Genomic DNA, 25,135 nt, shown 5'->3' with positions numbered 1-25,135 from the left:
TAATATGTAGAATTGTTTTTGACCAAATGTAATAGAAGATATAAATGATCTTAAAGAGAGAAAATTTAAAAAGTATAGATGCTGCACAGGTTATTGTGCCGAATGAAGCAATATTTGAACTTCCAGAAAAGGTACTTCAGTTTGGAACAGGCGTTTTGTTGCGCGGCCTTCCAGATTTTTTTATAGATAAAGCCAATAGAAACGGTGTTTTTAATGGCCGTGTGGTGGTGGTAAAATCAACCAGTAATGGTGGAACAAGTGAGTTTGACGAACAGGATAATTTATATACCCTTTGCATCAGAGGGATTGAAAATGGAAAATCAGTTGAAGAGAATATCATTTCTTCGGCCATCAGCAGGGTGGTTACGGCAGATAAAGAATGGAATGCTATTCTTGAGTTTGCTCAGAGTCCTGATTTTCAGGTTGTCATTTCTAATACAACGGAAGTTGGCATTGCCTATGTGGAAGAATCCATTACGCAACAGCCACCGGCATCCTTTCCGGCAAAATTACTTGCTGTACTTTTTGAAAGGTTTAAAAAATATGAAGGTAGTACTGAGGGTGCTTTAGTGGTGATCCCTACAGAACTGGTACCCGATAACGGTAAAAAATTAGCATCTATAGTTCAGGACTTAGCTGCATTTAACCAATTAGGCGAAGCTTTCAATAGCTGGATGACCGCTAATGTAGAATTTTGCAATTCTTTGGTTGACCGAATTGTTCCTGGAAAACCTGACCAGGCAACGCTGACAGCACTGGAAACTGAACTGGGTTACAGTGATAATTTATTGGCCATGGTAGAACCTTATTCATTATGGGCTATTGAAGGAAGTGAAAAAGCAGCATCCATTTTGTCTTTTAGTCAAACTGACCCGGGTGTAGTCATTACCAATGATATTCAACGTTTCAGAGAGCTTAAAGTTAGGTTGCTGAATGGCACACATACTTTAAGCTGTGGTATTGCAGTACTTTCTGCTATCGACACCGTGAAAAACGGCATGAAGGACGAAAATCTAAAAACCTATATTCAGCGATTAATGGAGCAGGAAATTGGCCCTGCTATTCCTTATGAAATCAACGAGGCAGATACCCAGGCCTTTGCAAAAGTGGTAACAGACCGTTTTGCTAATCCATATATTGAACACCTGTGGATCAACATTACAGTGCAATATACCATGAAAATGAAGATCAGGATTTTGCCTGTGTTGGAAAATTACTTCAAAATTAACCACACCATTCCTGCTTATATGGCCTTTGGTTTCGCCGCTTTTCTTGCTTTCATGAAATCGGAAGAAAGGGATGGAAAGTACTTTGGAAATTATGGCGGTGTCGAATATCCTATTAATGACGACAGTGCAGCCTATTTTCACGAAAAGCAAGTAGTAGCAACGTCAGAAGAAAGTTACATTCGTCAAATAATGAAAGATTCTGCCTTTTGGGGCCTAGATCTGCAATCTTTAACAGGATTTACCGAACAGGTGACAAAATATTACCTAGAGATAAAAGAAACAAGCATAAAACAAGCAATATCTGCGTTTTTATTGTAAATTCAGCCTAGAATCATGAAATACAACATTTTAAAAGTTCATCCTGGCGACAATGTTATTGTTGCATTGAGTGATCTCTCTAAAGGAGAAGTTCTTAATTTTGAGGAAGAAACCTATGTATTACAAGATAAAATCCTTGCAAAACACAAATTTACGATGGTAGATTTGGGGGAAGGTGATAAGATTATCATGTACGGCGTTTTAGTTGGCAAGACTAAAACAGCAATTCCCAAAGGATCTTTAATTACAACGGAAAATATTGTCCATGCGTCAACAGATTTTGACCTTGGTACAGAGAAAATTGGTTGGACTGCTCCGGATATCACTGCATGGAAAGATAAAACATTTAATGGTTTTCACCGTCCTGATGGGCAGGTAGGAACAGCTAACTATTGGTTGGTGATCCCTATGGTATTCTGTGAAAACAGAAATGTAGAAGTGCTGCAGGAAGCCTTGTTGAATAACCTGGGTTATGGCAGAAATGAAACTTACCAATCGCAGGCCCGGGAATTAATGTCGCTTTATGAAAATGGTGCTTCTATTGACCAGATTTTAAATGCACAAGTTACCCATACGGAGAACAGGAAGAAAGAAAATAAGCTGTTCCCAAACCTGGATGGCATAAAGTTCTTATCACATACCGGTGGTTGTGGTGGCACGCGCCAGGATTCAGAAACATTATGCGGCTTAATTGCAGGTTATATTACCCACCCCAATGTGGCAGGGGCAACCATTTTAAGTTTAGGCTGCCAGAATGCACAGGTAAGCATCTTAACAGAAGAAATTAACAAAAGAGATCCTGCTTTTGCCAAGCCTTTATATGTATTAGATCAACAAACCATTGGTAAGGAAGCAGACATGCTTTCTTTGGCAATTAAACAAACATTTGCCGGCTTAATGGCGGCTAATTGCAATGCAAGAAAACCAGCTCCATTGAGTAAATTATGTATTGGTTTGGAGTGTGGTGGTTCTGATGGGTTTTCAGGTATTTCTGCCAACCCCGCAATAGGTTATACGTCAGACTTATTAGTGGCCTTAGGTGGCTCTGTAATTCTTGCTGAATTTCCAGAATTATGTGGTGTAGAACAAAACCTGACTAACCGTTGTGTAGACGATAAAGATGCAGCAAGATTTGTGGATTTAATGCGTACTTACAGCAACAGGGCTACAGCAGCAGGTTCAGGTTTCGATAAAAATCCATCACCTGGAAATATCAAAGATGGCTTAATTACCGATGCAATCAAATCTGCAGGTGCTGCCAAAAAAGGAGGCACATCGCCTGTTGTTGCCGTTTTAGATTATCCAGAAAAAGTAACTAAACCGGGCTTAAACCTTTTATGTACACCGGGGAATGATGTGGAGTCTACCACTGCTGAAGTAGGTTCGGGTGCCAACGTGGTATTATTTACCACAGGTCTGGGTACGCCAACAGGAAATCCTATTGCTCCGGTCGTTAAAATATCTAGCAATACGGTGCTCTTTAATAAAATGAATGACATTATTGACATTGACACAGGTTCGATCATCGCTAAAACAGAAACCATTCAGGAAGCCGGAGAGCGGATCTTAAACTATGTGATAGAAGTAGCCAGCGGAAACATTCAGGTTAAAGCGGTTAAACATATACAAGACGACTTTATTCCATGGAAACGTGGAGTATCATTATAATTTAACAATAAAAATAATACACAAATGAAGGATATGAAAGTATTACATGCGGTACATCCGGATGATTTTAAAGCTTACAATACCGAAAAAATCAGGTCACAATTTTTGTTAGCTAATTTAAAAGAAGCAGACAAAGGAAATTATGCCTATACACATTACGACAGAATGATCATTGGTTTAGTTCATCCTGTTACCACTACTGTTACTTTAGAAAATTTCTCTAACCTGCGTGCTGAATTCTTTTTGGAAAGAAGAGAAGTAGGGATCATCAATGTTGGTGGAGCAGGAGTTATTGAAGCTGATGGGACAGCTTATACGGTTAATAAATTAGATGCTTTATATATTGGTAAAGGGGTTAAAGAAGTAAACTTTAAAAGCGTTGATGCTAACCAGCCAGCGGTTTTTTACCTTTTATCTACGCCAGCACATACCAACCACCCCACAACTTTATTAGAGCGTAAAGATGCTTTCTCTGCCGTATTGGGGAGTTTAGATACAGCTAACGAACGCAGAATCATCAGGTATATCCATAAAGATGGTATTCAAAGTTGCCAATTGGTAATGGGCTTAACCATTTTAGCGAATGGTAGTGTTTGGAACACCATGCCAGCGCATGTACACGACAGAAGAATGGAGGCATATTTCTATTTTGACGTAGAAGAAGATCAGCGTGTATTCCATTTTATGGGCGAAGCACAAGAAACAAGACATATTTTAATGGGTAACCATGATGCTGTAGTTTCTCCACCATGGAGCATTCACTCTGGTGCGGGAACTAAAAATTACAGTTTTATTTGGGGTATGGGTGGCGAGAATCTGGATTATGCAGATATGGATCCTGTTTTAATTCAAGATATACGATAATGGAAAATTTATTCTCATTGAAAGATAAGGTTATTATTGTAACCGGTGGTACAGGTATTTTAGGTGGTGCATTTGTCAATGCCGTTGTAGAAGCAGGTGGTAAAGTGGGTATTTTAGGCAGAAATGCTGAGGTTGCCAATGAGCGTGCTGATGCTATTAACCAGGCAGGTGGCGAGGCTATTGCTTTAGTGGCAGATGTGATGGATGAAAATCAACTCATCAAATGCCGCGAGCAAATTCTTGAAAAGTTTGGCCGTATTGATGGCTTGGTGAACGCCGCTGGGGGTAACCAACCAGAAGGGGTGATTAATCCTGATCAGGATATATTCAAAATGAACCTTGATGGAATGAAAAAAGTAATGGACCTGAACTTATGGGGTACCATTATTCCTACACAAGTATTTGGAGAGGCTATTGCTGCTACCGGTAAAGGAAGCATTGTGAATATCTCTTCCATGAACTCTAAAAGAGCAATATCTAAAGTTTTAGGCTATAACATGGGTAAAGCAGGAGTTGATTATTATAACCAATGGTTTGCTGTAGAATTGGCTAACCGTTATGGGGATAAAATCAGAATGAATGCTATTGCACCGGGCTTTTTCTTAACAGAACAAAACCGCAATTTACTTACTGTTGCTGATGGTGGTTATACTGACCGCGGAGGCATGGTGATTAAACAAACGCCGTTTAAGCGTTTTGGTGATCCTGATGAATTGAAAGGTGCTATCGTTTATTTATTGAGTGATGCTTCAAAATTTGTAACAGGAGCTATGATTTGTATTGATGGTGGTTTCTCTGTTTACGGGGGTGTTTAACAATATAATATAATTGAAGTGAAAAAATTCATCGACGAAAATTTCTTATTGAATAATAAAACGGCAGAAGTCCTTTATCATCAATATGCCAAAGACATGCCTATTATAGATTATCACTGTCACTTGCCTCCGGATCAAATTGCCGAAGACAGGAACTTTGAGAACCTTACGCAGGTATGGCTTTATGGAGATCACTACAAATGGCGCGCTATGCGCGCCAATGGTATTCCTGAAGAATATATTACAGGAAATAAAAGCGATTGGGAGAAGTTTGAAAAATGGGCGGAAACTGTCCCTTATACGCTTCGTAACCCTCTTTACCACTGGACACACTTAGAGTTGCAAAGGTATTTTGATGTATATGACATCCTTTCTCCTGCTACGGCAAGAAAGATCTATGATGAGTGTACAGCAAAACTTCAAACACCGGAATATTCAGTACGTAATTTATTACGTAAAATGAAGGTCGTTGTTGTGGCTACAACAGATGATCCTATAGATAACCTGGCTTACCATCAGCAAATTAAAGCTGAAGGTATAGACCTGAAAATATTACCTGCTTTTAGACCTGATAAAGCCATGCATGCTGATGATTTGCCTGCACTGGTTTCTTATATTTGCAAACTGGAAGAAGTAGCTGCAATGCCTGTTACTGACTTCAATTCTTATTTAGCAGCTTTAAAAAGCAGACATGATTACTTTGCAGTGAATGGCTGTTTGGTTTCTGATCATGGATTGGAGCAGATGTATGCAGAAAACTATACCGATGAAGAGGTAGAACAGATCTTTTTGAAGATCATGGCTGCACAACCTTTATCGGCATCAGAAATTCTTCAATTTAAATCTGCCATGCTTTATCATTTTGCTGTTTGGGATCATGAAAAAGGCTGGGTACAACAATACCATTTAGGTGCTTTAAGGAATAACAATTCACGCTTATTGCAAAGTCTTGGCCCGGATACAGGCTGGGATTCTATTGGTGATTTTCAACAAGGACCAATGCTATCGAAATTCTTCAACAGGTTGGATTCTAGTGATCAATTGACGAAAACTATTCTCTACAACTTAAACCCTGCAGACAATGAGCTGATGGCTACCATGATTGGAAATTACAATGATGGTTCTATTGCCGGAAAAATGCAGTATGGTTCCTCGTGGTGGTTCCTTGATCAGAAAGATGGCATGATCCGCCAGATGAATGCACTTTCTAACATGGGCTTATTAAGCAAGTTTGTGGGCATGTTAACGGATTCTCGAAGCTTCCTTTCTTTTCCGCGTCATGAATATTTCAGAAGGTTACTTTGTAATTTACTGGGCGAAGATGTTGAAAATGGCGAGTTGCCAGAAGACATTGAATGGTTAGGCAAAGTGGTTAAGGATATCTGTTTTAACAATGCTAAAGAATACTTCAAATTTTAAAATGGGCAAAGTATTAAACTTCGGCGAGTTGCTATTGAGAATTTGTCCTGATCCTGAAGGAAATTGGTTAAAGGTAAATAACCTGCCTTTTTTTGTTGGTGGGGCAGAATTAAATGTAGCAACCGCATTGTCACTTTGGGGCATTCCATCGGCCTACATGACTTCCTTGCCTAGAAATTTCCTTGCCGAGCAATTGGTAGCTTATGTGAATGAATTGGGTATTGATACTTCTAAAATTGAATACCAGGGAGAACGCATAGGGCTGTATTATTTGCACAAAGGCAAGGACATGAAAAATGCTGGCGTCATCTACGACAGAAGCAATTCTTCATTTGCAACCTTAGCCACAGGCGTAGTGAATTGGGATGAAGCTTTTAAAGATATTTCCTGGTTCCATTTCAGTGCCATTTGTCCGGCTTTAAGTCAGCTGACAGTTGACCTTTGTGAAGAAGCTTTAATTGAAGCATCGAAAAGAAATATCACCATCTCTATTGACTTAAACTTCAGGGAGAAACTCTGGAAATATGGCAAAGCGCCGATTGATGTTTTACCCTCGCTGGTTAAATATTGTGATGTGGTGATGGGCAATGTTTGGGCTGCTGAAAAGATGCTCGGCATCACTGTAGACGAAGATTTAGTGGATAATGATGACAAGGCACAATACCTGCAACAGGCAGAACGCAGCTCAAAGCTGATCCAGGAGCAATTCCCTAAGTGTAAGGCTGTGGCCAATACTTTCCGTTTTGATCATGGCCAGGGTGTGAGGTATTATTCATGCCTTTATACTGACCAGCAGTTATATGTATCAAAACAATACATGGCGGAAAAAATATTAGATAAAGTGGGTAGTGGCGACTGCTATATGGCGGGCTTAATTTATGGCTTTTATCAAAAACAGCAAGTACAGGAGATCCTTGATTTTGCTACTGCGGCGGCATTTTCAAAGCTGTTTATTGCCAGTGATGCCACGACATTGAAACCAGAAGAGATTAAAGAAATTGTAATAAAATATGAAAACTAAAGAGAGTTCTTTAAAAGCGATAACCGATCAGGGCTTATTACCATTGTTCTTTTATGAAGATGCACAAGTAAGTCTGGACTTGATCAGAACACTGTACAAGTCTGGAATTCGCGTACTAGAATATACCAACAGGGGCAAAGAAGCCTATGAAAATTTCAAGTTCCTGGTAAAGGCAGTTGAAGCAGAAATGAAAGACCTTCATTTAGGAATTGGGACTATAAAAAATACAGAAGAAGCACAAGCATTTATTGAAGCAGGTGCACATTTTATCGTTTGTCCGGTGGTTGATCCGGCAGTAGGAAAAATTGTACACGATGCAGGTTTGTTATGGATTCCAGGGTGTTTTACGCCAACAGAAATCAATACGGCACACCAGCTGCAGGCAGGTATCATTAAGTTGTTTCCGGCAAATATGCTTGGCCCCGCTTATTTATCTTCGATTAAAGAATTATTCCCTGGACAGCTTTTTATACCTACAGGAGGTGTAGAAATTGAGCAGGAGAACATGACAAAATGGTTTAAGTCTGGTGTTTGTGCTGTTGGGATGGGTAGTAAACTGATCAGCAAAAGCATTATGGAGACCAAAAATTACGAAGAACTAACTGTGCTAACTCAAAAAACTATTGATATGGTGAAAATTTCCAGGTAATACCAACGAATTAATATCATAACCAAAAACTAAATATAAATGAACGAGACCAAAATCACAAAATACCGCTGGACCATCTGTGCCCTGTTGTTTTTTGCTACTACCGTTAATTACCTTGACAGACAGGTATTAAGCCTTTTACATACACAGCTTGCTGAAGAATTTAACTGGACAAATACTGATTATGCAAACATTACGGCTGCATTTCAATTTGTGTATGCGCTATCTATGCTTTTTGCAGGCCGTATAGTAGATAAATTAGGCACTAAATGGGGTTATGCCGTTGCCATTATTTTATGGTCTGTAGGGGCTATTCTACACGCTAAGGCTATCCCAATGGGCCATGGCCTGGTTAATATTTTAGGTATTGTAGGCATTAGCGGGGTTTCTTTCTCCGTGATTGGATTTATATTTTCCCGCGCCATACTCGCTATTGGCGAATCGGGAAACTTTCCTGCAGCGATTAAAGCTACTGCAGAGTATTTCCCTAAAAAAGAACGTTCACTTGCCACAGGTATTTTCAATTCAGGAGCAAATGTGGGTGCTGTATTGGCACCATTAACAGTGCCATGGATAGCCTTGAAATATGGATGGGAAGCTGCCTTCATTATTATCGGTGCTGTAGGTTTTCTATGGCTGATTTTGTGGTTTATCTTTTATGAGATTCCAGCAAAACAAAAACGTTTATCGGACGCTGAACGTGCCTACATTTTAAGTGATGCTGAAGGTGTTGAGCCTATCACCACTGATCCAGCACCAAATATTGAAAAAGTATCTTGGGTACAACTTTTTAAATATAGACAAACCTGGGCTTTTACCTTTGGTAAATTTATGACTGATGGTGTATGGTGGTTTTTCTTGTTTTGGCTGCCGTCTTATTTAAATGTACAATACGGAATGGATAATACCGCAATTATGCTTCCCCTGGCTGTTTTATACAGTATGACGATGATTGGTAGTGTTGGTGGCGGTTGGTTCCCTATGTATTTCATGAAAAGAGGTTATACCGCGTATGATGGTAGAATGAAGGCCATGTTCATTATTGCGCTATTTCCTTTATTAGTGCTTCTGGCACAGCCTTTAGGACATTATACTTTCTGGATACCAGTTATTTTGATTGGTATTGGTGCTTCTGCTCACCAGGCATGGTCGGCTAATATTTTCACCACTGTATCTGATATGTTTCCTCAAAAAGCAATTGGATCTGTAATCGGAATTGGTGGCATGGCAGGTGGTATTGGTGGCGTTGTGATTTCAAAATTGGGTGGTGCATTATTTGATTATTACAAAGAACAAGGACACATCCAAACTGGTTATACCATTATGTTTGCTATTTGTGCTGTGGCTTATTTAGTAGCATGGGTAGTGATGAAATCTTTGGTACCTAAATACAGACCCATTACCGATTTATAAGACCTTTACACGACCGAGACGTAAACCACTTTAAAATTAAACCAATGAATTTTCAAGAACAGCTCAATTCTATTTTTGTTGAAGAGCATGAAATCCCCGAAGCCTTTAGGTTGGACGGTGAACTACACCAACAGGAATACCTCAGCAATGGGGTTATGCATCCCTGGACTGGTGCCGTCCATACCGTAGTTTCACCAATTTGTATCAAAACCCCACAAGGTTTAGAACGTAAGGTTATCGGCACTTACCCATTATGTGATGAAAAGGAGGCTATGGAGGCCCTTGATGCAGCGGTTGCTGCTTACGACAACGGCCGGGGTGAGTGGCCAACCATGAGTGTGGCCAATAGAATCAATCACGTGGAGAACTTTACACATCGGATTATTGAGAAAAAAGCCGAAGTGGTGAAATTGTTGATGTGGGAAATAGGTAAATCCTATGCTGATTCTGTGAAAGAATTTGATAGAACTGTTGAGTACATCTATGCTACTATTGATGCCCTAAAAGATTTGGATCGTCAATCGTCGACATTCATTATTGAACAAGGTATTGTGGCACAGGTTAGACGTTCACCACTAGGGGTTGTTTTATGTATGGGGCCATTCAATTACCCATTGAATGAAACCTTTACCACTTTGATCCCAGCCTTGATTATGGGGAATACCCTGTTATTTAAACCACCTAAGCACGGTACGCTTTTGCATTACCCCTTATTAGAAGCTTTTAGAGATTGTTTCCCTAAGGGAGTAGTCAATACCATTTATGGCAGAGGCAACAAAATTATTCCTGGAATTATGAAATCAGGAAAAGTTAATGTGTTGACGTTAATTGGCTCAAGTAAAGTCGCGAATGAACTAAAGAAATTGCACCCTAAAGTTAACAGACTGCGTGCGATTTTAGGTTTAGATGCTAAAAATGCGGCGATCATTACGGCAAAGGCTGACCTTAAATTAGCAGTACAGGAAACCGTTTTGGGCGCTTTGTCTTTTAACGGACAACGTTGTACGGCATTAAAAATTATTTTTGTTCATAGGTCTTTAGCAGATCAGTTCCTGAAAGATTTGTCGGCAGCTGTGGCTCAATTGAAGTTTGGTATGCCTTGGGTAGAGGGTGTTTCTTTAACCCCACTTCCTGAATTGCAAAAACCAGCTTATTTAAAAGAATGTATTGACGATGCCATCAGTCATGGTGCGCATATAGTCAACGAAAATGGTGGTGCTACCAATGAGTCTTTTGTTTATCCGGCTATTGTATATCCTGTTAATAAAGACATGAAACTTTATACCGAAGAGCAATTTGGACCATTAATTCCTGTGGTTCCTTTTGATGATTTAGAAGAAGCAATTGAATACCTCATTGAATCTACCCACGGACAACAAGTGAGTATTTTTAGTAATGACGACCAGGAAATTGCCTCCCTTATTGATCCTTTGGTTAACCAGGTGAGCAGGGTAAATATCAATTGTCAATGTCAGCGTGGACCAGATGTTTTTCCTTTTACAGGTAGAAAAGATAGTGCCGAGGGAACTTTATCTGTTGTAGATGCGCTAAGGTCATTCTCTATCCGATCGTTAGTGGCTACAAAATTAAACGAGAGCAATAAGAAACTGATCAACGAAATCATCGACAGCAACAGTTCAAACTTCTTGAGTACAAAGTTTCTGTTTTAATTTTAAATTTAATCATTCAATGGGCCCTTTGGTAAATTAATTTTTTCAAAGGGCCTTTATCGTTCACCTATTATTGCTTTTTTGGTAGACCAGGGCTTTGATAAATTTGCTGTAATAGGTTTTTTTACTGATGCATTGGTATTGCGCATTCTTAAAATAGGGCGCAGTATCTATAAGTTGCTGTGCATCAACACTGGCTATTTTACTGAAAAAGGCATACATTAATTTCAATAAAAGTCCTTTCCAAAAGGCGTCTTGTTTGGGTTGATAAGAAAAGTCTGTAAATAACCAGAGTCCTCCGTCTTTTAACAAAGCATGTAATTTATTGAAGGCAATTTCTGCCTTTTCTTTACCAAAGTTATCGAACAGAAATGCTGTATGGATCACATCATAGCAATCGCTGGTGTTAAAATCTTCTACGGCGGTCTGGATAAATTCTACCTGGTGCTTTCCGGTTTTACGCTTTTTCGCCAGGTTGATCATTTCACCTGAAATCTCTAAATAGGTGATATATAGTTTCTCGGGATGGCTTTTAGCAATTTGCTCCAATATCCAGCCTGTTCCTCCGCCAGCAATTAAAACCTTACTATGTGCAGGGATCAGGTGAAGCTGTTGGATTTGAGCATTTACCTGCGATTTAAAAAAAAGCATTCTGCTCAATATATCATAAGCCTTTGCTATTTGATCATAGTTATTTACCATCGGCTTATTCATTTAAGGTGCTAGCAATAGTGCGGCGGTAATGCCACATAAAGCCTTGATCAGGATCAACCCGTCAATGATCACCAGGTAAAATAATATATTCTTTCTCTTATTCATAGAATAGGCTACCATTAAGGTGAGCACAAAAGGAATGAAGTTGAAGATAACGGCTATTGCTGGAAACTGTGCGATGGTTGTAAAGATAAGCATGGAGATCATACCTATGCATAGCATAGGTATAAGGACCTTGTAAATGGTTTTTCGCATACCCATTCTCACAACTATGGTTTTGAGTTCTTTGTTGGCATCAATGGCATAATCCTTCATGTCGAACATAATGGCATTAACGGTACAGAACATCCAGTTTTTGATGAAGAGCCAGACCCAGAATATGGTGCCGGTAACATTAATGCCTGTTTCTATTTTATGGTCTATCAGTGGAAGCAGGTTAGCCGTACAGGCCCAAACAAAACCAATGATGAGTGGTTTAAGCCAGCCGGTGTTTCTTAGGTTTAAATTAAAAAAATAAGCAGGCAGCAGTCCGTAATAGAGCAAAGCGGCGAGCAGTGGAAAAATAATGGCTAACCAAAAATAATAGGGCAGGTGTAATATTTCATGGAAGTGTGGCACAAGGATGGTTAGTAAAGCACATGCTGCAATCAACGTTAGCATTCGCTGGCTCCATACTATAAAACGCTGGTGATCTATATACCACTGTGTTCTGGGGTTGGCAGCCTTGGTTAACTTCTGCACACCCATGTAAGCGTAAGTATAATACACAATGGGGGCCACTGCAATTAGGATATAATAGGGGATGGAATTAAAAGGCAGCTGAAGTTGAACTGTGGATTCTACGGTGAGGGCTACGGCTAATAAGCCAATAAAGTAATTCCCGAAAAAGATGAATTTTACAATTCTTAGCCCCATCTGTTCGCGTTGTGTATTAATCGTAGGTTTGTTAACAAACCTACGATTATATTGTGGATTGTAAGATCCTTACAAGGTTTTGTAGGTTATTTTAAAGACAGTTTTTGTATTGCCTTCTGTTAAGGTAATGACGCTTGGGAAATCATCTGCATTGTATTCATAGGTATAACTGTAAGCTGCGGTTGCCGGGCCTTTGGTTTTGGTAAGCACATTGTTGACTGTGCAATAAAAGAGTTTATGGGGCATTTCTAAAGACATGAGCTGTGCATTCTCTACGTACTTGAACAGGCCATTTTTTTTGTCGAAGGTGAACAGGATATCTTCATCAGGATTTAGGTTGTTGGTGATGGAGTTGTTGTTTAGTGAGGCATCGTAAGCGAGGGTGAGGGAGGAAGTTAGTTGTTTATTTGGCAGGTAATACTTAATATCTTTTATTTGTTGAAGGTTATTGTATTCTAGCGTGTATTCGCCAAGAGGTGTAATAATGTTTCCTTTTTGATTGAATTGAGTCACCCTATTGACAATTTGGTTAGTTTTCCAATATTCTACAAAATAAGTCAGCCCATTAATTTCATTAAGTTGAAAACCGGTGAGTAGGTCATTTGAATAATTTATACTGCCTGTTTTCTTCGTTTGACCATCTTCAAAGACATATAGTTTACCGGTATTACCTACGTATTTAAAAGTAAGGATACCCAAGGTAGATTCAATTTTGACAGGTATTAATTTGGCTGTAGAATTTGGAGGAGTAGGGTTTTCAGGACCAGGCGTTGTAGGACCAGGCGGTGTTGGAATTGGCACTGTCACCACTGGTTTTTCAGGTTCCAGTGGAGGGTCAGCTTTACCACAGCCCTTAAATACCATTAACATTAAAAGGATTAATATACCTGCCAGATTCCTAAGTTTTTTATTCATAATGAGCGTCTTTTAATCCTTAAAAGTGGATTAATTATCCTCCAATAAAAACATAACTTACCAATTGAGTAATAGTGTGTAAAAATGTATTTACCTGCTTGATGCCAATCTCAACTTTTAAAAAGTTCTTATTGAAATAATTTACTATTTTCAGCCTCTATATAAACCCAATCGAAATTTAAAGACCAACCATCACATGAAATCTTTCTATCATCAGCAGGCATTAACCTTGAAATTACTGTTCATTCTGTTGTTTATCTTTTCAGTCACCCTATCACAGGCTGCCACAGTAGATACCGTTTCTACGTTTAGCAAGTCCATGAATAAAACCATTAAAGCCGTGGTGATCTTGCCTGCTACATACAAAGCTCAACAACGATTTTCTACTGTATATTTATTACATGGCTATGGGGGTAATTATGGAGATTATATCAACAAAATTCCGGCAATTAAAGCCTATGCAGATCAATATCAAATGATCATTGTTTGTGCTGATGGTAGCTCCAGCTGGTATTTGGATAGCCCTGTTGATGACAAATGGAAATACGACACCTATATTTCTACAGAATTGGTGAGCTATACTGACCAGCATTATAAAACCATTGCCAACAGAAATAACAGGGCCATTACTGGTTTGAGCATGGGAGGTCATGGTGCGCTTTCTGTCGCCATTAAACACCAGGATGTATTTGGTGCCGCGGGCAGCATGAGTGGCGGATTAGATTTACGCCCTTTTCCGGCAAATTGGGAAATAGCAAAAAGATTGGGTACTTATGTACAGTATCCGGAAAGATGGAACAACAATAGTGTGATGGAATTAACACCCTTGCTTTCTACACATCAGCTGGCCTTGATTATTGATTGTGGAAAAGACGATTTCTTTTATACCGTGAATAAGGCCTTCCACGAAAAATTACTCTATCAGCAAATTCCCCATGATTTTATCATCAGACCGGGAGCTCACAATTGGGCTTACTGGACAAATTCCATAGGCTACCAGCTCTTGTTTTTTAATAATTTCTTTCAGCAGAGTATCCTTAAGTAATTGGTTTTTAGTGGATTTAAGGTTGTTTAAAAATAAAAATGAATATTAGTTCTATATATTCTATATACTTTATATATTTGTGAAGATGAACAACCTGAACCCGATTAAAATTTATATGATGTCCCCATGCTGTAAAAGCAGCGCTTAGACTGTTATGGGGTGTCATATATAAAAACTTCTTCAGTCTCAAAAACCGAAGAAGTTTTTTTTTAATCAAAATTAAACCAACATGCAAAGTTTTAGAACCGAACTTGAAAATCCAATAGTAGAACAAGACATCATAGATTTAGAGAAGAAAATCCGCCTATACAGGGAGGGTGCTATCCATGATGAAAAGTTCCGAAGCTTACGTCTGGCACGCGGCATTTATGGTCAGCGCCAGCCAGGGGTTCAAATGATCCGTATCAAATTACCCTTTGGAAAGGTTACTTTCAGACAATTGCTAAAAATTGCAGATGTAGCTGATGAGTATGGAAGTGGAAACCTCCATTTAACGACCCGTCAGGATATCCAAATGCACTATGTGAGTTTAGACCGTACACCAGAATTATGGGAGCAGCTGGAACGTGAAGATGTCACCATTCGTGAGGCTTGCGGAAATACAGTGAGAAATGTAACCTCATCTCCAGATGCTGGTATCAATCCAGACGAGATTTTTGATGTAAGTCCTTATGCACATGCGGTATTTTCATATTTCTTACGCAATCCTATTTGTCAGGAGATGGGAAGAAAGATCAAGATTTCTTTCTCTGCTACGGAAAAAGATACAGCCTTCAGTTATATCCATGATTTAGGCTTCATTCCAAAAATTAATGAGCAAGGTGAACGCGGATTTAAAGTTCTTTTTGCAGGCGGTTTAGGGGCACAGCCATTTTTGGCTAATGCTGTTCATGAATTCCTTCCTGAAGATCAGCTTATTCCCTATACAGAATCTGTACTACGCGTATTTGACCGCCATGGGGAGCGTAACAATAGAAATAAAGCACGTTTAAAATATTTAGTGCAAAAGTTAGGTTTAGCAGAAGTATTACAGCTGATTGAAGAAGAGCGTACGGCAAATAAATCCAAAAGCTTTGCGGTAGACAGAGATGCTGTGCCTTTGCCAGAACCACCTGCACTGCTCAACTTTGAGGAAACAGGAGTAGAAGAAACCATCGGTTACCAGCACTGGTTGGCTACCAATGTGTTTGAGCAAAAACAACCAGGTTTTTATGGGGTCTATATAAAAGTGACCATTGGTGACATCAGGACCTTTAAAGCGCGTGAATTAGTAGAAGCTATTCATCCTTATGTAGCTGACGAACTTAGGGTAACGCCTAACCAGGGCTTATTATTGAAGTTTGTTCGCCAAGAAGCTTTGCCTTCTCTATATAAAGCCTTATTGGCTACAGGATTTGCAAAGGCTGGCTTTGACAGCTTAGCAGATGTAACTACCTGCCCGGGAACAGATACTTGTAACCTTGGGATCTCCAATAGTATGTCGCTTGCTGCTACACTAGAAGATTTGGTGTATGAAGAATATCCTAACCTGATCTTCAATAAAGACATTAAAATTAAAATCAGCGGTTGCATGAATTCATGCGGACAGCATGGTTTAGCACATATAGGTTTCCATGGCAGTTCTGTTAAAGCAAACGGAAAAGTGGTGCCTGCAGTACAGGTTTTACTGGGTGGTGGTACCGTTGGCGATGGTGTTGGAAGAGTAGCTGAAAAAGTAATCAAAACACCATCAAAGCGTGCAACAGCCGTGTTAAGAACCATTTTAGACGATTACCAGGCGAATGCCCTGGCAGAAGAAAATTTCCACGGTTATTATGATCGCCTTGGTAAGGATTATTTCTACCAGTTATTAAAGCCTTTGGCTGATTTAACTAACCTTAAAGAAGATGAATATGTAGACTGGGGTCATGAGGAGACTTTTCAAACAGCCATTGGTGTTGGTGAATGTGCAGGAGTGATCATAGACCTTGTAGCCACCTTACTTTTAGAGGGTGAAGAAAAACTGGGCTGGGCAAAAGCTTCATTTAATGCTAAAGCCTGGTCAGATTCTATCTACCATAGCTACAGTGTAATGGTGAACACCGCAAAAGCCATGTTATTGGATAAAGGCGTGAGCAGCAGTACACAGGCGGGTGTTATCCGCGAATTTGAGAACCACTATGTTAACACAGGAGACGTAGAGCTGCAAGGCAGTTTCAATGACCTGGTATTACAGATCAATAAAAATGAACCAACAGAAGGTTTTGCCCGAGCTTATTTAAATAGTGCGGAAAGCTTTTTTAATCAAATGAAAACTAAAAGGGAGGCGGCGTTTCAATTATGATTCTAACGAACACACAACTAGGGTTTAAAGAACCCAAAATCACATTAGTAGGTGCTGGTCCTGGTGACCCAGAATTAATTACACTAAAAGGTGCTAATGCCTTGAAAACTGCAGACGTCATTTTATATGATGCCCTTGTAAATGAAGCTTTGCTGACTTACGCTAGTCCGACGGCCATTAAAATTTATGTAGGCAAAAGATCTGGTGCACATTCTTATTCGCAGGAAGCTGTTAACAAATTAATGGTAGACTATGCTTTAAATTATGGACATGTGGTTCGCCTGAAAGGTGGCGATCCTTTTGTTTTCGGCAGAGGTTACGAAGAAGTTGACTTTGCCCTGAACTATAATATTCCTACGCAGGTTATTCCAGGTTTATCGAGTTCTATCTCTGTTCCGGGTTTACAGCAAATTCCGGTAACACACCGAGGATTGAGCGAAAGTTTTTGGGTTGTTACCGGTACAACAGCTTCTGGAGAAATGTCTAACGACCTTTATGAAGCTGTGAGAACAAAAGCAACGGTAGTAGTTTTAATGGGATTAGGGAAATTGGCGGAGATAGTGAAACTGTTTCAAAATGAAGGTAAATACAAACTTCCTGTAGCGGCTATTCAAAGTGGCTCTACAGAAGATGAGAAAATTGCAGTGGGTATTGTGGATACCATTGAGGAGCTGGTGATTGAAAAAAACATCCAGGCACCTGCGCTGCTTATTTTTGGTGAAGTGGTATCTTTACATCCGTCCTTCCAACCCATAAAGAATTTTTACAGAACTTTACAAGAAGAACAATAATAGAATTTGGAAGGCAATGAATTATTTCCGGTATTTATAAAGCTACATACACTGCATACTTTAGTAGTGGGTGGCGGGCTAGTGGGTTTAGAAAAGATCAATACTTTATTAACGAACAGCCCCTCTGCAAGGCTGACCATTGTGGCCTTGCAGGTAGATCCAGAAATAAGGGCTATGGCTGAGACCTATAGTAACGTGGTTATTTATGAAAGAGCCTTTTGTGAAGAAGATCTCACTGAAGTAGAGCTGGTGGTTGCGGCCACTAACAACCAGGAGCTGAACCAACAGATCAGGGTAGCGGCGAAAAAGAGGAGACTGCTGGTCAATTTTGCTGATAAACCTGATCTGTGTGATTTCTATTTGGGATCAGTAGTGAAGAAAGGCGACCTGAAAATTGCCATCTCCACCAATGGAAAGTCACCTACCATTGCTAAAAGGTTAAAAGAAATTTTAAATGAAAGTCTGCCGCAAGAATTAGATACCACACTCCAGCAGATGGCTGCACTAAGAAACCGACTGGAAGGTAATTTTACAGATAAGGTAAAGAAGTTAAATCAAGTAACTTCTTTACTAGTGGAAGAACAACCAGATTTTGCAAAACATGACCATAAAAAGTGGCTGATTGCGAATATCCTTATTTTGTCGCTTGCAATTGCGCTGGCAGTAATTATATTTAAATCATGAAAACCCAATTAACTGAAATAGCAGCCATCATCAAGGATCTTGCACCTGTTGATGTTTTGCGCTATTTTACATCGCAATATCCGGGTTTGGTTACCTTTTCCACCAGCTTTGGCTGGGAAGATCAGGTGGTAACAGACTTGATCTTTAAAAATGATGTTCCTATAGAGGTTTTTACGCTGGAAACAGGAAGATTGTTTCCAGAAACCTATTATGTTTGGAACCGCACGCTGGAGATTTACCAAAAGCCAATCCATGCTTATTTTCCGCAAACAGCGTCCGTACAGGCGATGGTCAATGCAAAAGGTCCGAGTAGCTTTTATGAATCTGTAGAAAACCGGAAAGAGTGCTGCCACATTAGAAAAATAGAGCCTTTAAAGCGTGCTTTACAAGGTAAAAAGATATGGGTAACAGGCATTCGTGCAGAACAGTCTGTGAATCGTCATGACATGACTAACCTGGAATGGGATGAACAAAACCAATTGCTAAAGTATCATCCTTTATTCGACTGGAGCCTGGAGCAGGTTAAAGTATATATCAAAGAAAATAACGTCGTTTACAACACCCTCCATGATAAAGGATTTCCAAGTATCGGTTGTGCCCCTTGTACCCGTGCAGTTGCACCAGGAGAAGATTTCAGGGCCGGCAGGTGGTGGTGGGAAGACCAATCAAAAAAGGAATGTGGCTTACATGCCACTCAATAATATTAGAACATGAGTAAGGATAATTTAGATTATTTAGATGAGTTAGAAGCGGAGGCCATTCACATTTTACGTGAAGTGGCTGGTCAGTTTGAAAAACCTGCTTTATTATTTTCTGGAGGTAAGGATTCTATAACCCTGGTGAGGCTGGCAGAAAAAGCTTTCAGGCCAGGGAAATTCCCTTTCCCACTAGTACATATCGATACAGGACATAACTTTCCTGAAACTATTGAATTCCGCGATAAAATGGTGGAACGTATTGGGGAGAAACTAATTGTAGGCTATGTACAGGAATCCATTGACCAGGGGAAAGCCATTGAACAAAAGGGCAAAAATGCCAGTCGTAATTCCCTGCAAACAGTAACGCTTTTAGATACAATTGCTAAATATGGCTTTGACGCTTGTATTGGTGGAGCCAGAAGAGATGAGGAAAAAGCCAGAGCCAAGGAAAGAATATTTTCTGTACGTGATGAATTTGGTCAATGGGATCCTAAACGCCAAAGACCTGAATTATGGAATATCTATAACGGCAAAATCCATAAGGGAGAAAATGTGCGTGTTTTTCCAATCAGCAACTGGACGGAGCTTGATGTATGGAATTACATCAGAAGAGAAAAGATGGAGCTGCCTTCGATATATTTTGCGCATGACAGGGATTGCATTACCCGTAACGGGCAATTGATGGCGGCATCACCATTCCTGAATATGGATCATGAGGATTTGGTAGAACGTAAAATGGTACGTTTCCGTACGGTTGGCGATATGAGCTGCACGGCAGCCATTGCTTCAGCTGCCATCGAATTAGATGACATCATCGATGAAATTAGTGAATCAAAAATTAGCGAACGCGGAGCCAGAATGGATGATAAAGTATCTGAAGCTGCTATGGAAGACCGCAAAAAAGGAGGATACTTTTAATGAATATACTTAAATTTTTTACTGCAGGTAGTGTTGATGATGGTAAAAGCACCTTAATTGGCCGCCTGTTATATGATACAGATTCTATCCTCTACGATCAACTTGAAGCCTTACAGCAATCTAACCGTAAAAATGACGATGGTTCTATTGACCTCGCTATTTTAACTGATGGTTTAAGGGCGGAAAGAGAACAGGGCATCACCATTGATGTAGCCTATAAATATTTTCAGACGGACAAACGCAAGTTTATCATTGCAGATACGCCCGGACATATTCAGTACACGCGAAATATGGTTACTGGTGCTTCTACAGCAAACCTGGCCATTATTTTAGTGGATGCCAGAAATGGTGTAGTTGAACAAACTGTTAGGCACTCTTACCTTGTTTCCCTGTTGGGCATCAATAACATTGTTGTTTGTCTGAATAAAATGGATATGGTAGATTACAGTGAAGAAGTTTACAACAATATCACTGATAAATATAAAGACCTTGCCCAGCAGCTGAATTTAAAAGAGGTCACTTTTATTCCGGTAAGTGCCTTGAAAGGAGATAACATTGTTCATTCTTCAAAACACATGGAATGGTATAAAGGGGAAAGCCTTTTAGATTTCCTTGAAAATGTAGAAGTTGATCATGGGGCAAAATCACCCTTTGCCAGGATGCCCGTTCAATGGGTTATCAGGCCACAGACAGATGAACTTCATGATTACCGTGGTTATGCAGGCAGAATCTTGAGCGGTTCTTTTAGAGTGAATGATAAAGTGACGGTTTTACCTTCAGGATACCACTCTGTAGTGGAAAGAATAGAGATTTATGACCAGACACCCGAGGAAGCACATGCAGGGATGTCTGTAACGATCCATCTAAAAGATAACATTGACATCAGCAGGGGAGATATGCTGGTTAATTCAGACCACCCGGCACAGCATTCACAATTGATTGAAGCCGATATTTGCTGGATGGATAAACGTCCGCTTGATGAAACCATCACCTACCTTATCCAACACAACAGCAAGGTCACCAAATGTAAGATCAAGGACATCGTATTTAAAGTAGACATTAATACGTTGGAGAAAAAAGAAGCCTATGATTTCTCATTGAATGAAATAGGACGGGTTATCCTTAAAACTGCAGATACTTTACCATTTGACATTTTTGAAGAGAATAAAGCCAATGGATCGGCTATATTAATTGATAGTAGAACTAATTTAACTGTAGCTGCTCTAATGTTTAGGGCGGTAGCAGACTAAGAAAATAGATATTTAAATGTTCTAATAAAAAAAGGTTAGTCGCAGATGTGGCTAACCTTTTTTTGTTTAGGCTTGCTTGATGGGTTGCGTAATTTCTCAAATTATGCCGTTATAAGATGCAGTTTGTAGATTTTATTGTTTTTTGTCGCTAAATAATTCTTACTTTATGTTGATTTTTGAAATCGGTTTAAATATGGAGATTATACACATTAGTGCAGAGTGTTATCCGGTAGCCAAAGTAGGCGGACTGGGAGATGTAGTTGGCGCTTTACCTAAATATCAAAATAAACTGGGACATATTGCTAAGGTAGTCATGCCGGCCTATGAAACCCGTTTTATGAGGGAAAATGAATTTGAAGTCGTTTATGATGGCTGGGGTAAATTAGGCTTCCAGGATTTTACAGTCAGGATCTTCAGAGAAAAAACGAATAAACTAGGGTTCGATCTATTCCTTGTACATATTGCTAATTTTACCGACCGACCACAGGTTTACGGCTATGCCGATGATACAGAACGTTTTCTTGCCTTCCAAATAGCTGTTTTAGATTGGATTGCGCAATGGCAGCACCTTCCCGATGTAGTTCATTGCCACGATCACCATACAGGGCTCATTCCTTTTATGATGTCAAATTGCATCCGTTATAGGAAATTAAGTGCTGTACCTACGGTGCTGACTATACATAATGCCCAATACCAGGGGCAATTTGGCTGGGATAAACTTCATTATATACCTTCTTTTGACACCTGGAAATCCGGACTGCTGGAATGGAATGGTGCCATTAACCCGCTAGCAGCAGCAATCAAATGTGCCTGGAGAATAAGTACGGTGTCGCCAAGTTACCTTGATGAGATCAGCTTTAAAGCCAATGGACTGGAAAATTTGCTTGCTCAAGAGCGTGGTAAGTCTGCTGGAATATTAAATGGCATTGACAATGAGGTGTGGGATCCCTCAAAGGATCAAATGCTTACCAAAAATTACAGTATAAAAACGGTAGATAATGGAAAAAAAGCAAACAAAGAGGCCTTATGTAGTGTTTTTAACCTTGATTCGACGAAACCATTATTCGCTTTTATTGGGCGCCTGGTAGGGGAAAAGGGTGCAGATTTGTTGCCTGATATCTTTTATAATACTTTACATCAGGCCCATGGAGCAATTAGTGTGCTTGTTTTAGGCTCTGGAGACCCACAGGTAGAAGGCCGTTTAGCAGCTTTAAAAGAAGTTTTCCCTGGTCATTATAACGCTTATATAGGCTATAATGAGCAATTGTCGCATCAGATTTATGCAGCTGCAGATTTTTTACTGATGCCCTCCAGGGTAGAGCCTTGTGGCTTAAACCAGCTATATGCCTTACGTTACGGCACTATACCCATCGTAAGACGCATAGGAGGATTAAAAGATACAGTCGTAGATATTGGTGATGGCGGATTTGGAATTTGCCATGATCAAACTAGTATTTGGGATGTTGAACATGCTATGGGAAGAGCAGTTCACTTTTACCATGATAAAAAATTAATTAAAGATATACGCAAGATAATGATGCAGATTGATCATTCCTGGGATAAAGCTGCACAAGAATATATAGACCTATACCAAATATAAAAAAATAGCTATGACTGAAAAAGTATTGGGAGTTATCCTTGGCGGTGGCCAGGGATCCAGATTGTCTCCACTCACGCAAACACGCTCAAAACCAGCAGTACCTATCGCTGGTAAATACCGCTTAGTGGATATACCAATATCCAATTGTTTAAATTCTGGCATCCACCGCATGTTCGTTTTGACACAATTTAACTCGGCATCATTAAATAAACACATTAAAAATACTTATCATTTCAGTCACTTTAGCGAGGCCTTTGTGGATATTCTTGCTGCGGAGCAAACGCCAGAAAACCCAACATGGTTTCAGGGTACAGCTGATGCGGTCAGACAAACCATGCACCACCTGCTTAACCATGAATTTGAGTATGTGCTCATTCTCTCTGGTGACCAGTTATACCAGATGGATTTTAATGAAATGATCAATGCACATATCGAAGGTGGCGCAGAAATTACTCTGGCTACCATCCCTGTTACGGCAAAAGATGCAACTGACTTTGGTATCTTAAAGGCGAATGAAGAACAATTGATAACCTCTTTTACAGAAAAGCCTAATGCAGAGATGTTGAAGGACTGGTCGTCAGATACAGGTGAGGCCATGCATTCCGAAGGCCGTGATTATTTGGCTTCTATGGGGATATACCTGTTCAATAAAGATTTGCTGATCAAGATTTTTGCAGAAAATGCAGATGAAAAAGACTTCGGTAAGGAAATCATTCCTCGTGTAATCCAAAGTTGTAAAGTATGTAGCTTCCAATATGAAGGCTACTGGACAGATATTGGTAACATCTCTTCTTTCTTTGAAGCTAACCTTGGCCTGACAGATGAAATTCCTAAATTCAATCTTTTTGACAGTCACCATAGTATCTTTACCCGCCCAAGGATGTTGCCGCCTTCAAAAATTCTAGGCACTACCCTTAATAAAACGGTTATTGCTGAAGGTTGTATTTTACAGGCAGAATCCATTACTCATGCCGTTATAGGTATTCGCGCAAGGCTAGGGAAAGGTACAAAAGTAGAAAATGCATACATTATGGGTAGTGATAGGTACCAGACGCTGATAGAAATTCAGGCTGAGGTAGACCGTGGCAACCCATTGATTGGTGTGGGTGAAAGGTGTTTTATCCAAAATGCTATCCTCGATAAAAATTGCAGGGTAGGTAATGACGTCACTATTGTTGGCGGGCCACACCTTGCAGACGGCGACTTTGGTACTTATGCAGTTAAAGACGGCATTGTGGTCATTAAAAAAGGCGCAACGATTGCCGACGGAACAAAAATATAGAACTTCAAACCCTTAAAAAGGATTTTCTACCTCAATATTCGGCTATAGATTGATCTGTAGCCGTTTTTTTTTAATTAATGAAGGTGCGCCCTTAAAAATACGAATACGCGTATCTTTGGGTATGCAAAAGACTTTTACTGATTTTTTGAATAGGGAAATCGTACTCAATTACCCTCCAAAAAGAATCATCTCGCTGGTTCCCTCACAAACAGAATTGTTATTTGACCTTGGTTTAAACCAGGAAATAATCGGTGTGACTAAATTTTGCATCCATCCTCATGATAAAGTTAAGGACAAAATTAAAATTGGGGGCACCAAGAAGTTAAACATGGACTTGATTCGCAGCTTGAAGCCAGATTTAATTATTGGCAATAAAGAAGAAAACGAACAGGCGCAAATAGAAGAATTGCGGGAGGAATTTCCGGTATGGATGAGTGATATTTATACGCTGGAAGATGCCAAAAAAGCAATCCAGCAAATAGGGGTGCTGATAGACCGGGAACCTGAAGCCGCTTATTTGAATCATTTGATTACGGCTGGTTTTAATGACCTGCAGACTTTGGCCTTGCAAAATAACATCAATGAAAAAGTTGCCTACCTCATCTGGCGTGAACCCTATATGTTTGTCGGTCAGCATACCTTTATCAATGATATTTTGGCTTTAAACGGACTACATAATATAGTTACAGCCTTACGTTACCCTTCTATGGAAATTGCTGCGTTGCAGGAATTTCAGCCCCTGTTGGTGTTTTTATCCTCAGAACCCTATCCTTTTAGAGACAAACATATAGAGGAGCTCAAAAAGGCCTTGCCTCATGCTGCCATAAGGTTAGTAGATGGAGAGATGTTTAGCTGGTATGGTAGCCGACTGGTCAAAGCCGTACAATATTTTTTTCAGCTTCAAAAAGAAATCAAAGCATAAAAACATAAAAAC

22 protein-coding genes are annotated in these 25,135 nt (G+C 39.7%); 19 read left to right on the top strand and 3 right to left on the bottom strand.

The features are described from left to right. Window positions 1–44: 44 nt before the first annotated feature. The 9 genes from ACR2F7_RS02955 to ACR2F7_RS02915 are packed head-to-tail and all read left to right on the top strand — an operon-like array spanning window position 45 to window position 11,066. Entirely contained in the window at window positions 45–1,547 is a 1,503-nt protein-coding gene (locus ACR2F7_RS02955; RefSeq protein ID WP_432712120.1) for a tagaturonate reductase, read from the top strand. A gap of 15 nt (window positions 1,548–1,562) precedes the next feature. After that, window positions 1,563–3,215 (top strand): UxaA family hydrolase, encoded by a 1,653-nt coding sequence (locus tag ACR2F7_RS02950; protein ID WP_432712119.1) that lies wholly within the window; start codon window positions 1,563–1,565, stop codon window positions 3,213–3,215. 24 nt (window positions 3,216–3,239) lie between these two features. Further along, complete coding sequence (gene kduI, locus ACR2F7_RS02945; RefSeq protein ID WP_432712118.1) at window positions 3,240–4,079, top strand: 5-dehydro-4-deoxy-D-glucuronate isomerase; 840 nt, start codon at window positions 3,240–3,242, stop codon at window positions 4,077–4,079. Continuing rightward, a complete protein-coding gene (locus tag ACR2F7_RS02940) occupies window positions 4,079–4,894 on the top strand; it encodes an SDR family oxidoreductase (RefSeq protein ID WP_432712117.1) in 816 nt (271 codons plus the stop codon). The genes kduI and ACR2F7_RS02940 overlap by 1 nt, the downstream gene beginning before the upstream one ends. 18 nt (window positions 4,895–4,912) lie before the next feature. Next, entirely contained in the window at window positions 4,913–6,313 is a 1,401-nt protein-coding gene (uxaC, locus tag ACR2F7_RS02935; protein ID WP_432712116.1) for a glucuronate isomerase, read from the top strand. 1 nt (window position 6,314) lies between these two features. Then, window positions 6,315–7,334, top strand: coding sequence for a PfkB family carbohydrate kinase (locus ACR2F7_RS02930; RefSeq protein WP_432712115.1), 1,020 nt, complete (start codon window positions 6,315–6,317; stop codon window positions 7,332–7,334). Next, window positions 7,324–7,983 (top strand): bifunctional 4-hydroxy-2-oxoglutarate aldolase/2-dehydro-3-deoxy-phosphogluconate aldolase, encoded by a 660-nt coding sequence (locus ACR2F7_RS02925; RefSeq protein WP_432712114.1) that lies wholly within the window; start codon window positions 7,324–7,326, stop codon window positions 7,981–7,983. The genes ACR2F7_RS02930 and ACR2F7_RS02925 overlap by 11 nt, the downstream gene beginning before the upstream one ends. Window positions 7,984–8,022: 39 nt before the next feature. Further along, complete coding sequence (locus tag ACR2F7_RS02920; RefSeq protein ID WP_432712113.1) at window positions 8,023–9,396, top strand: MFS transporter; 1,374 nt, start codon at window positions 8,023–8,025, stop codon at window positions 9,394–9,396. 44 nt (window positions 9,397–9,440) lie between these two features. Then, window positions 9,441–11,066, top strand: coding sequence for an NADP-dependent glyceraldehyde-3-phosphate dehydrogenase (locus ACR2F7_RS02915; RefSeq protein ID WP_432712112.1), 1,626 nt, complete (start codon window positions 9,441–9,443; stop codon window positions 11,064–11,066). A gap of 63 nt (window positions 11,067–11,129) precedes the next feature. Here the strand turns inward: ACR2F7_RS02915 and ACR2F7_RS02910 are convergent, their stop codons facing one another. The 3 genes from ACR2F7_RS02910 to ACR2F7_RS02900 all read right to left on the bottom strand — a co-directional run bounded on the left by ACR2F7_RS02910 (window position 11,130) and on the right by ACR2F7_RS02900 (window position 13,610). Next, on the bottom strand, window positions 11,130–11,768 hold the full coding sequence (locus tag ACR2F7_RS02910; protein WP_432712111.1) for a class I SAM-dependent methyltransferase: 639 nt from the start codon (window positions 11,766–11,768) through the stop codon (window positions 11,130–11,132). 12 nt (window positions 11,769–11,780) lie between these two features. Beyond that, entirely contained in the window at window positions 11,781–12,695 is a 915-nt protein-coding gene (locus ACR2F7_RS02905) for a hypothetical protein (RefSeq protein ID WP_432712110.1), read from the bottom strand. A 69-nt stretch (window positions 12,696–12,764) separates the two neighbouring features. Beyond that, window positions 12,765–13,610 (bottom strand): hypothetical protein, encoded by an 846-nt coding sequence (locus tag ACR2F7_RS02900; protein WP_432712109.1) that lies wholly within the window; start codon window positions 13,608–13,610, stop codon window positions 12,765–12,767. A gap of 196 nt (window positions 13,611–13,806) precedes the next feature. On the opposite strand from ACR2F7_RS02900, the gene ACR2F7_RS02895 reads away from it, so the two are divergent. From ACR2F7_RS02895 to ACR2F7_RS02850, 10 genes are all read left to right on the top strand, one after another. Beyond that, window positions 13,807–14,655, top strand: coding sequence for an alpha/beta hydrolase (locus tag ACR2F7_RS02895; RefSeq protein ID WP_432712108.1), 849 nt, complete (start codon window positions 13,807–13,809; stop codon window positions 14,653–14,655). Between the two features lie 229 nt (window positions 14,656–14,884). Beyond that, complete coding sequence (locus tag ACR2F7_RS02890) at window positions 14,885–16,978, top strand: nitrite reductase (protein WP_432712107.1); 2,094 nt, start codon at window positions 14,885–14,887, stop codon at window positions 16,976–16,978. Beyond that, a complete protein-coding gene (gene cobA / locus ACR2F7_RS02885; protein ID WP_432712106.1) occupies window positions 16,975–17,769 on the top strand; it encodes a uroporphyrinogen-III C-methyltransferase in 795 nt (264 codons plus the stop codon). Before ACR2F7_RS02890 ends, cobA begins: the two co-directional genes overlap by 4 nt. A gap of 6 nt (window positions 17,770–17,775) precedes the next feature. Further along, the gene (locus tag ACR2F7_RS02880) at window positions 17,776–18,453 is read left to right on the top strand and encodes a precorrin-2 dehydrogenase/sirohydrochlorin ferrochelatase family protein (protein ID WP_432712105.1); all 678 of its coding nucleotides are present in this window, start codon (window positions 17,776–17,778) and stop codon (window positions 18,451–18,453) included. Further along, window positions 18,450–19,154 (top strand): phosphoadenylyl-sulfate reductase, encoded by a 705-nt coding sequence (locus tag ACR2F7_RS02875; RefSeq protein ID WP_432712104.1) that lies wholly within the window; start codon window positions 18,450–18,452, stop codon window positions 19,152–19,154. Before ACR2F7_RS02880 ends, ACR2F7_RS02875 begins: the two co-directional genes overlap by 4 nt. 9 nt (window positions 19,155–19,163) lie before the next feature. Beyond that, complete coding sequence (gene cysD / locus ACR2F7_RS02870; RefSeq protein WP_432712103.1) at window positions 19,164–20,069, top strand: sulfate adenylyltransferase subunit CysD; 906 nt, start codon at window positions 19,164–19,166, stop codon at window positions 20,067–20,069. Further along, window positions 20,069–21,319 (top strand): sulfate adenylyltransferase subunit 1, encoded by a 1,251-nt coding sequence (locus tag ACR2F7_RS02865; protein WP_432712102.1) that lies wholly within the window; start codon window positions 20,069–20,071, stop codon window positions 21,317–21,319. Before cysD ends, ACR2F7_RS02865 begins: the two co-directional genes overlap by 1 nt. A 193-nt stretch (window positions 21,320–21,512) precedes the next feature. After that, window positions 21,513–22,919, top strand: coding sequence for a glycogen synthase (locus ACR2F7_RS02860; protein ID WP_432712101.1), 1,407 nt, complete (start codon window positions 21,513–21,515; stop codon window positions 22,917–22,919). 10 nt (window positions 22,920–22,929) lie between these two features. Further along, window positions 22,930–24,201: a glucose-1-phosphate adenylyltransferase gene (locus ACR2F7_RS02855; protein ID WP_432712100.1), complete on the top strand. Its 1,272-nt coding sequence runs from the start codon at window positions 22,930–22,932 to the stop codon at window positions 24,199–24,201. A 121-nt stretch (window positions 24,202–24,322) separates the two neighbouring features. Beyond that, on the top strand, window positions 24,323–25,123 hold the full coding sequence (locus ACR2F7_RS02850) for a helical backbone metal receptor (protein ID WP_432712099.1): 801 nt from the start codon (window positions 24,323–24,325) through the stop codon (window positions 25,121–25,123). Window positions 25,124–25,135: the final 12 nt, after the last annotated feature.

The organism is Pedobacter sp. (genome assembly GCF_045628745.1).
Taxonomy (GTDB): Bacteria; Bacteroidota; Bacteroidia; order Sphingobacteriales; family Sphingobacteriaceae; genus Pedobacter.
Note: the sequence above shows the minus strand (reverse complement) of the source record. Positions and strands in the feature narration are given on the sequence as shown.

Excerpts from the sequence above, each read along its gene's own strand:
- ACR2F7_RS02955 (WP_432712120.1), top strand. The coding sequence starts at position 45 with ATGATCTTAAAGAGAGAAAATTTAAAAAGTATAGATGCTGCACAGGTT.
- ACR2F7_RS02950 (WP_432712119.1), top strand. The coding sequence starts at position 1,563 with ATGAAATACAACATTTTAAAAGTTCATCCTGGCGACAATGTTATTGTT.
- kduI (WP_432712118.1), top strand. The coding sequence starts at position 3,240 with ATGAAGGATATGAAAGTATTACATGCGGTACATCCGGATGATTTTAAA.
- ACR2F7_RS02940 (WP_432712117.1), top strand. The coding sequence starts at position 4,079 with ATGGAAAATTTATTCTCATTGAAAGATAAGGTTATTATTGTAACCGGT.
- ACR2F7_RS02930 (WP_432712115.1), top strand. The coding sequence starts at position 6,315 with ATGGGCAAAGTATTAAACTTCGGCGAGTTGCTATTGAGAATTTGTCCT.
- ACR2F7_RS02925 (WP_432712114.1), top strand. The coding sequence starts at position 7,324 with ATGAAAACTAAAGAGAGTTCTTTAAAAGCGATAACCGATCAGGGCTTA.
- ACR2F7_RS02920 (WP_432712113.1), top strand. The coding sequence starts at position 8,023 with ATGAACGAGACCAAAATCACAAAATACCGCTGGACCATCTGTGCCCTG.
- ACR2F7_RS02915 (WP_432712112.1), top strand. The coding sequence starts at position 9,441 with ATGAATTTTCAAGAACAGCTCAATTCTATTTTTGTTGAAGAGCATGAA.
- ACR2F7_RS02910 (WP_432712111.1), bottom strand. The coding sequence starts at position 11,768 with ATGGTAAATAACTATGATCAAATAGCAAAGGCTTATGATATATTGAGC.
- ACR2F7_RS02905 (WP_432712110.1), bottom strand. The coding sequence starts at position 12,695 with ATGGGGCTAAGAATTGTAAAATTCATCTTTTTCGGGAATTACTTTATT.
- ACR2F7_RS02900 (WP_432712109.1), bottom strand. The coding sequence starts at position 13,610 with ATGAATAAAAAACTTAGGAATCTGGCAGGTATATTAATCCTTTTAATG.
- ACR2F7_RS02895 (WP_432712108.1), top strand. The coding sequence starts at position 13,807 with ATGAAATCTTTCTATCATCAGCAGGCATTAACCTTGAAATTACTGTTC.
- ACR2F7_RS02890 (WP_432712107.1), top strand. The coding sequence starts at position 14,885 with ATGCAAAGTTTTAGAACCGAACTTGAAAATCCAATAGTAGAACAAGAC.
- cobA (WP_432712106.1), top strand. The coding sequence starts at position 16,975 with ATGATTCTAACGAACACACAACTAGGGTTTAAAGAACCCAAAATCACA.
- ACR2F7_RS02875 (WP_432712104.1), top strand. The coding sequence starts at position 18,450 with ATGAAAACCCAATTAACTGAAATAGCAGCCATCATCAAGGATCTTGCA.
- cysD (WP_432712103.1), top strand. The coding sequence starts at position 19,164 with ATGAGTAAGGATAATTTAGATTATTTAGATGAGTTAGAAGCGGAGGCC.
- ACR2F7_RS02865 (WP_432712102.1), top strand. The coding sequence starts at position 20,069 with ATGAATATACTTAAATTTTTTACTGCAGGTAGTGTTGATGATGGTAAA.
- ACR2F7_RS02860 (WP_432712101.1), top strand. The coding sequence starts at position 21,513 with ATGGAGATTATACACATTAGTGCAGAGTGTTATCCGGTAGCCAAAGTA.
- ACR2F7_RS02855 (WP_432712100.1), top strand. The coding sequence starts at position 22,930 with ATGACTGAAAAAGTATTGGGAGTTATCCTTGGCGGTGGCCAGGGATCC.
- ACR2F7_RS02850 (WP_432712099.1), top strand. The coding sequence starts at position 24,323 with ATGCAAAAGACTTTTACTGATTTTTTGAATAGGGAAATCGTACTCAAT.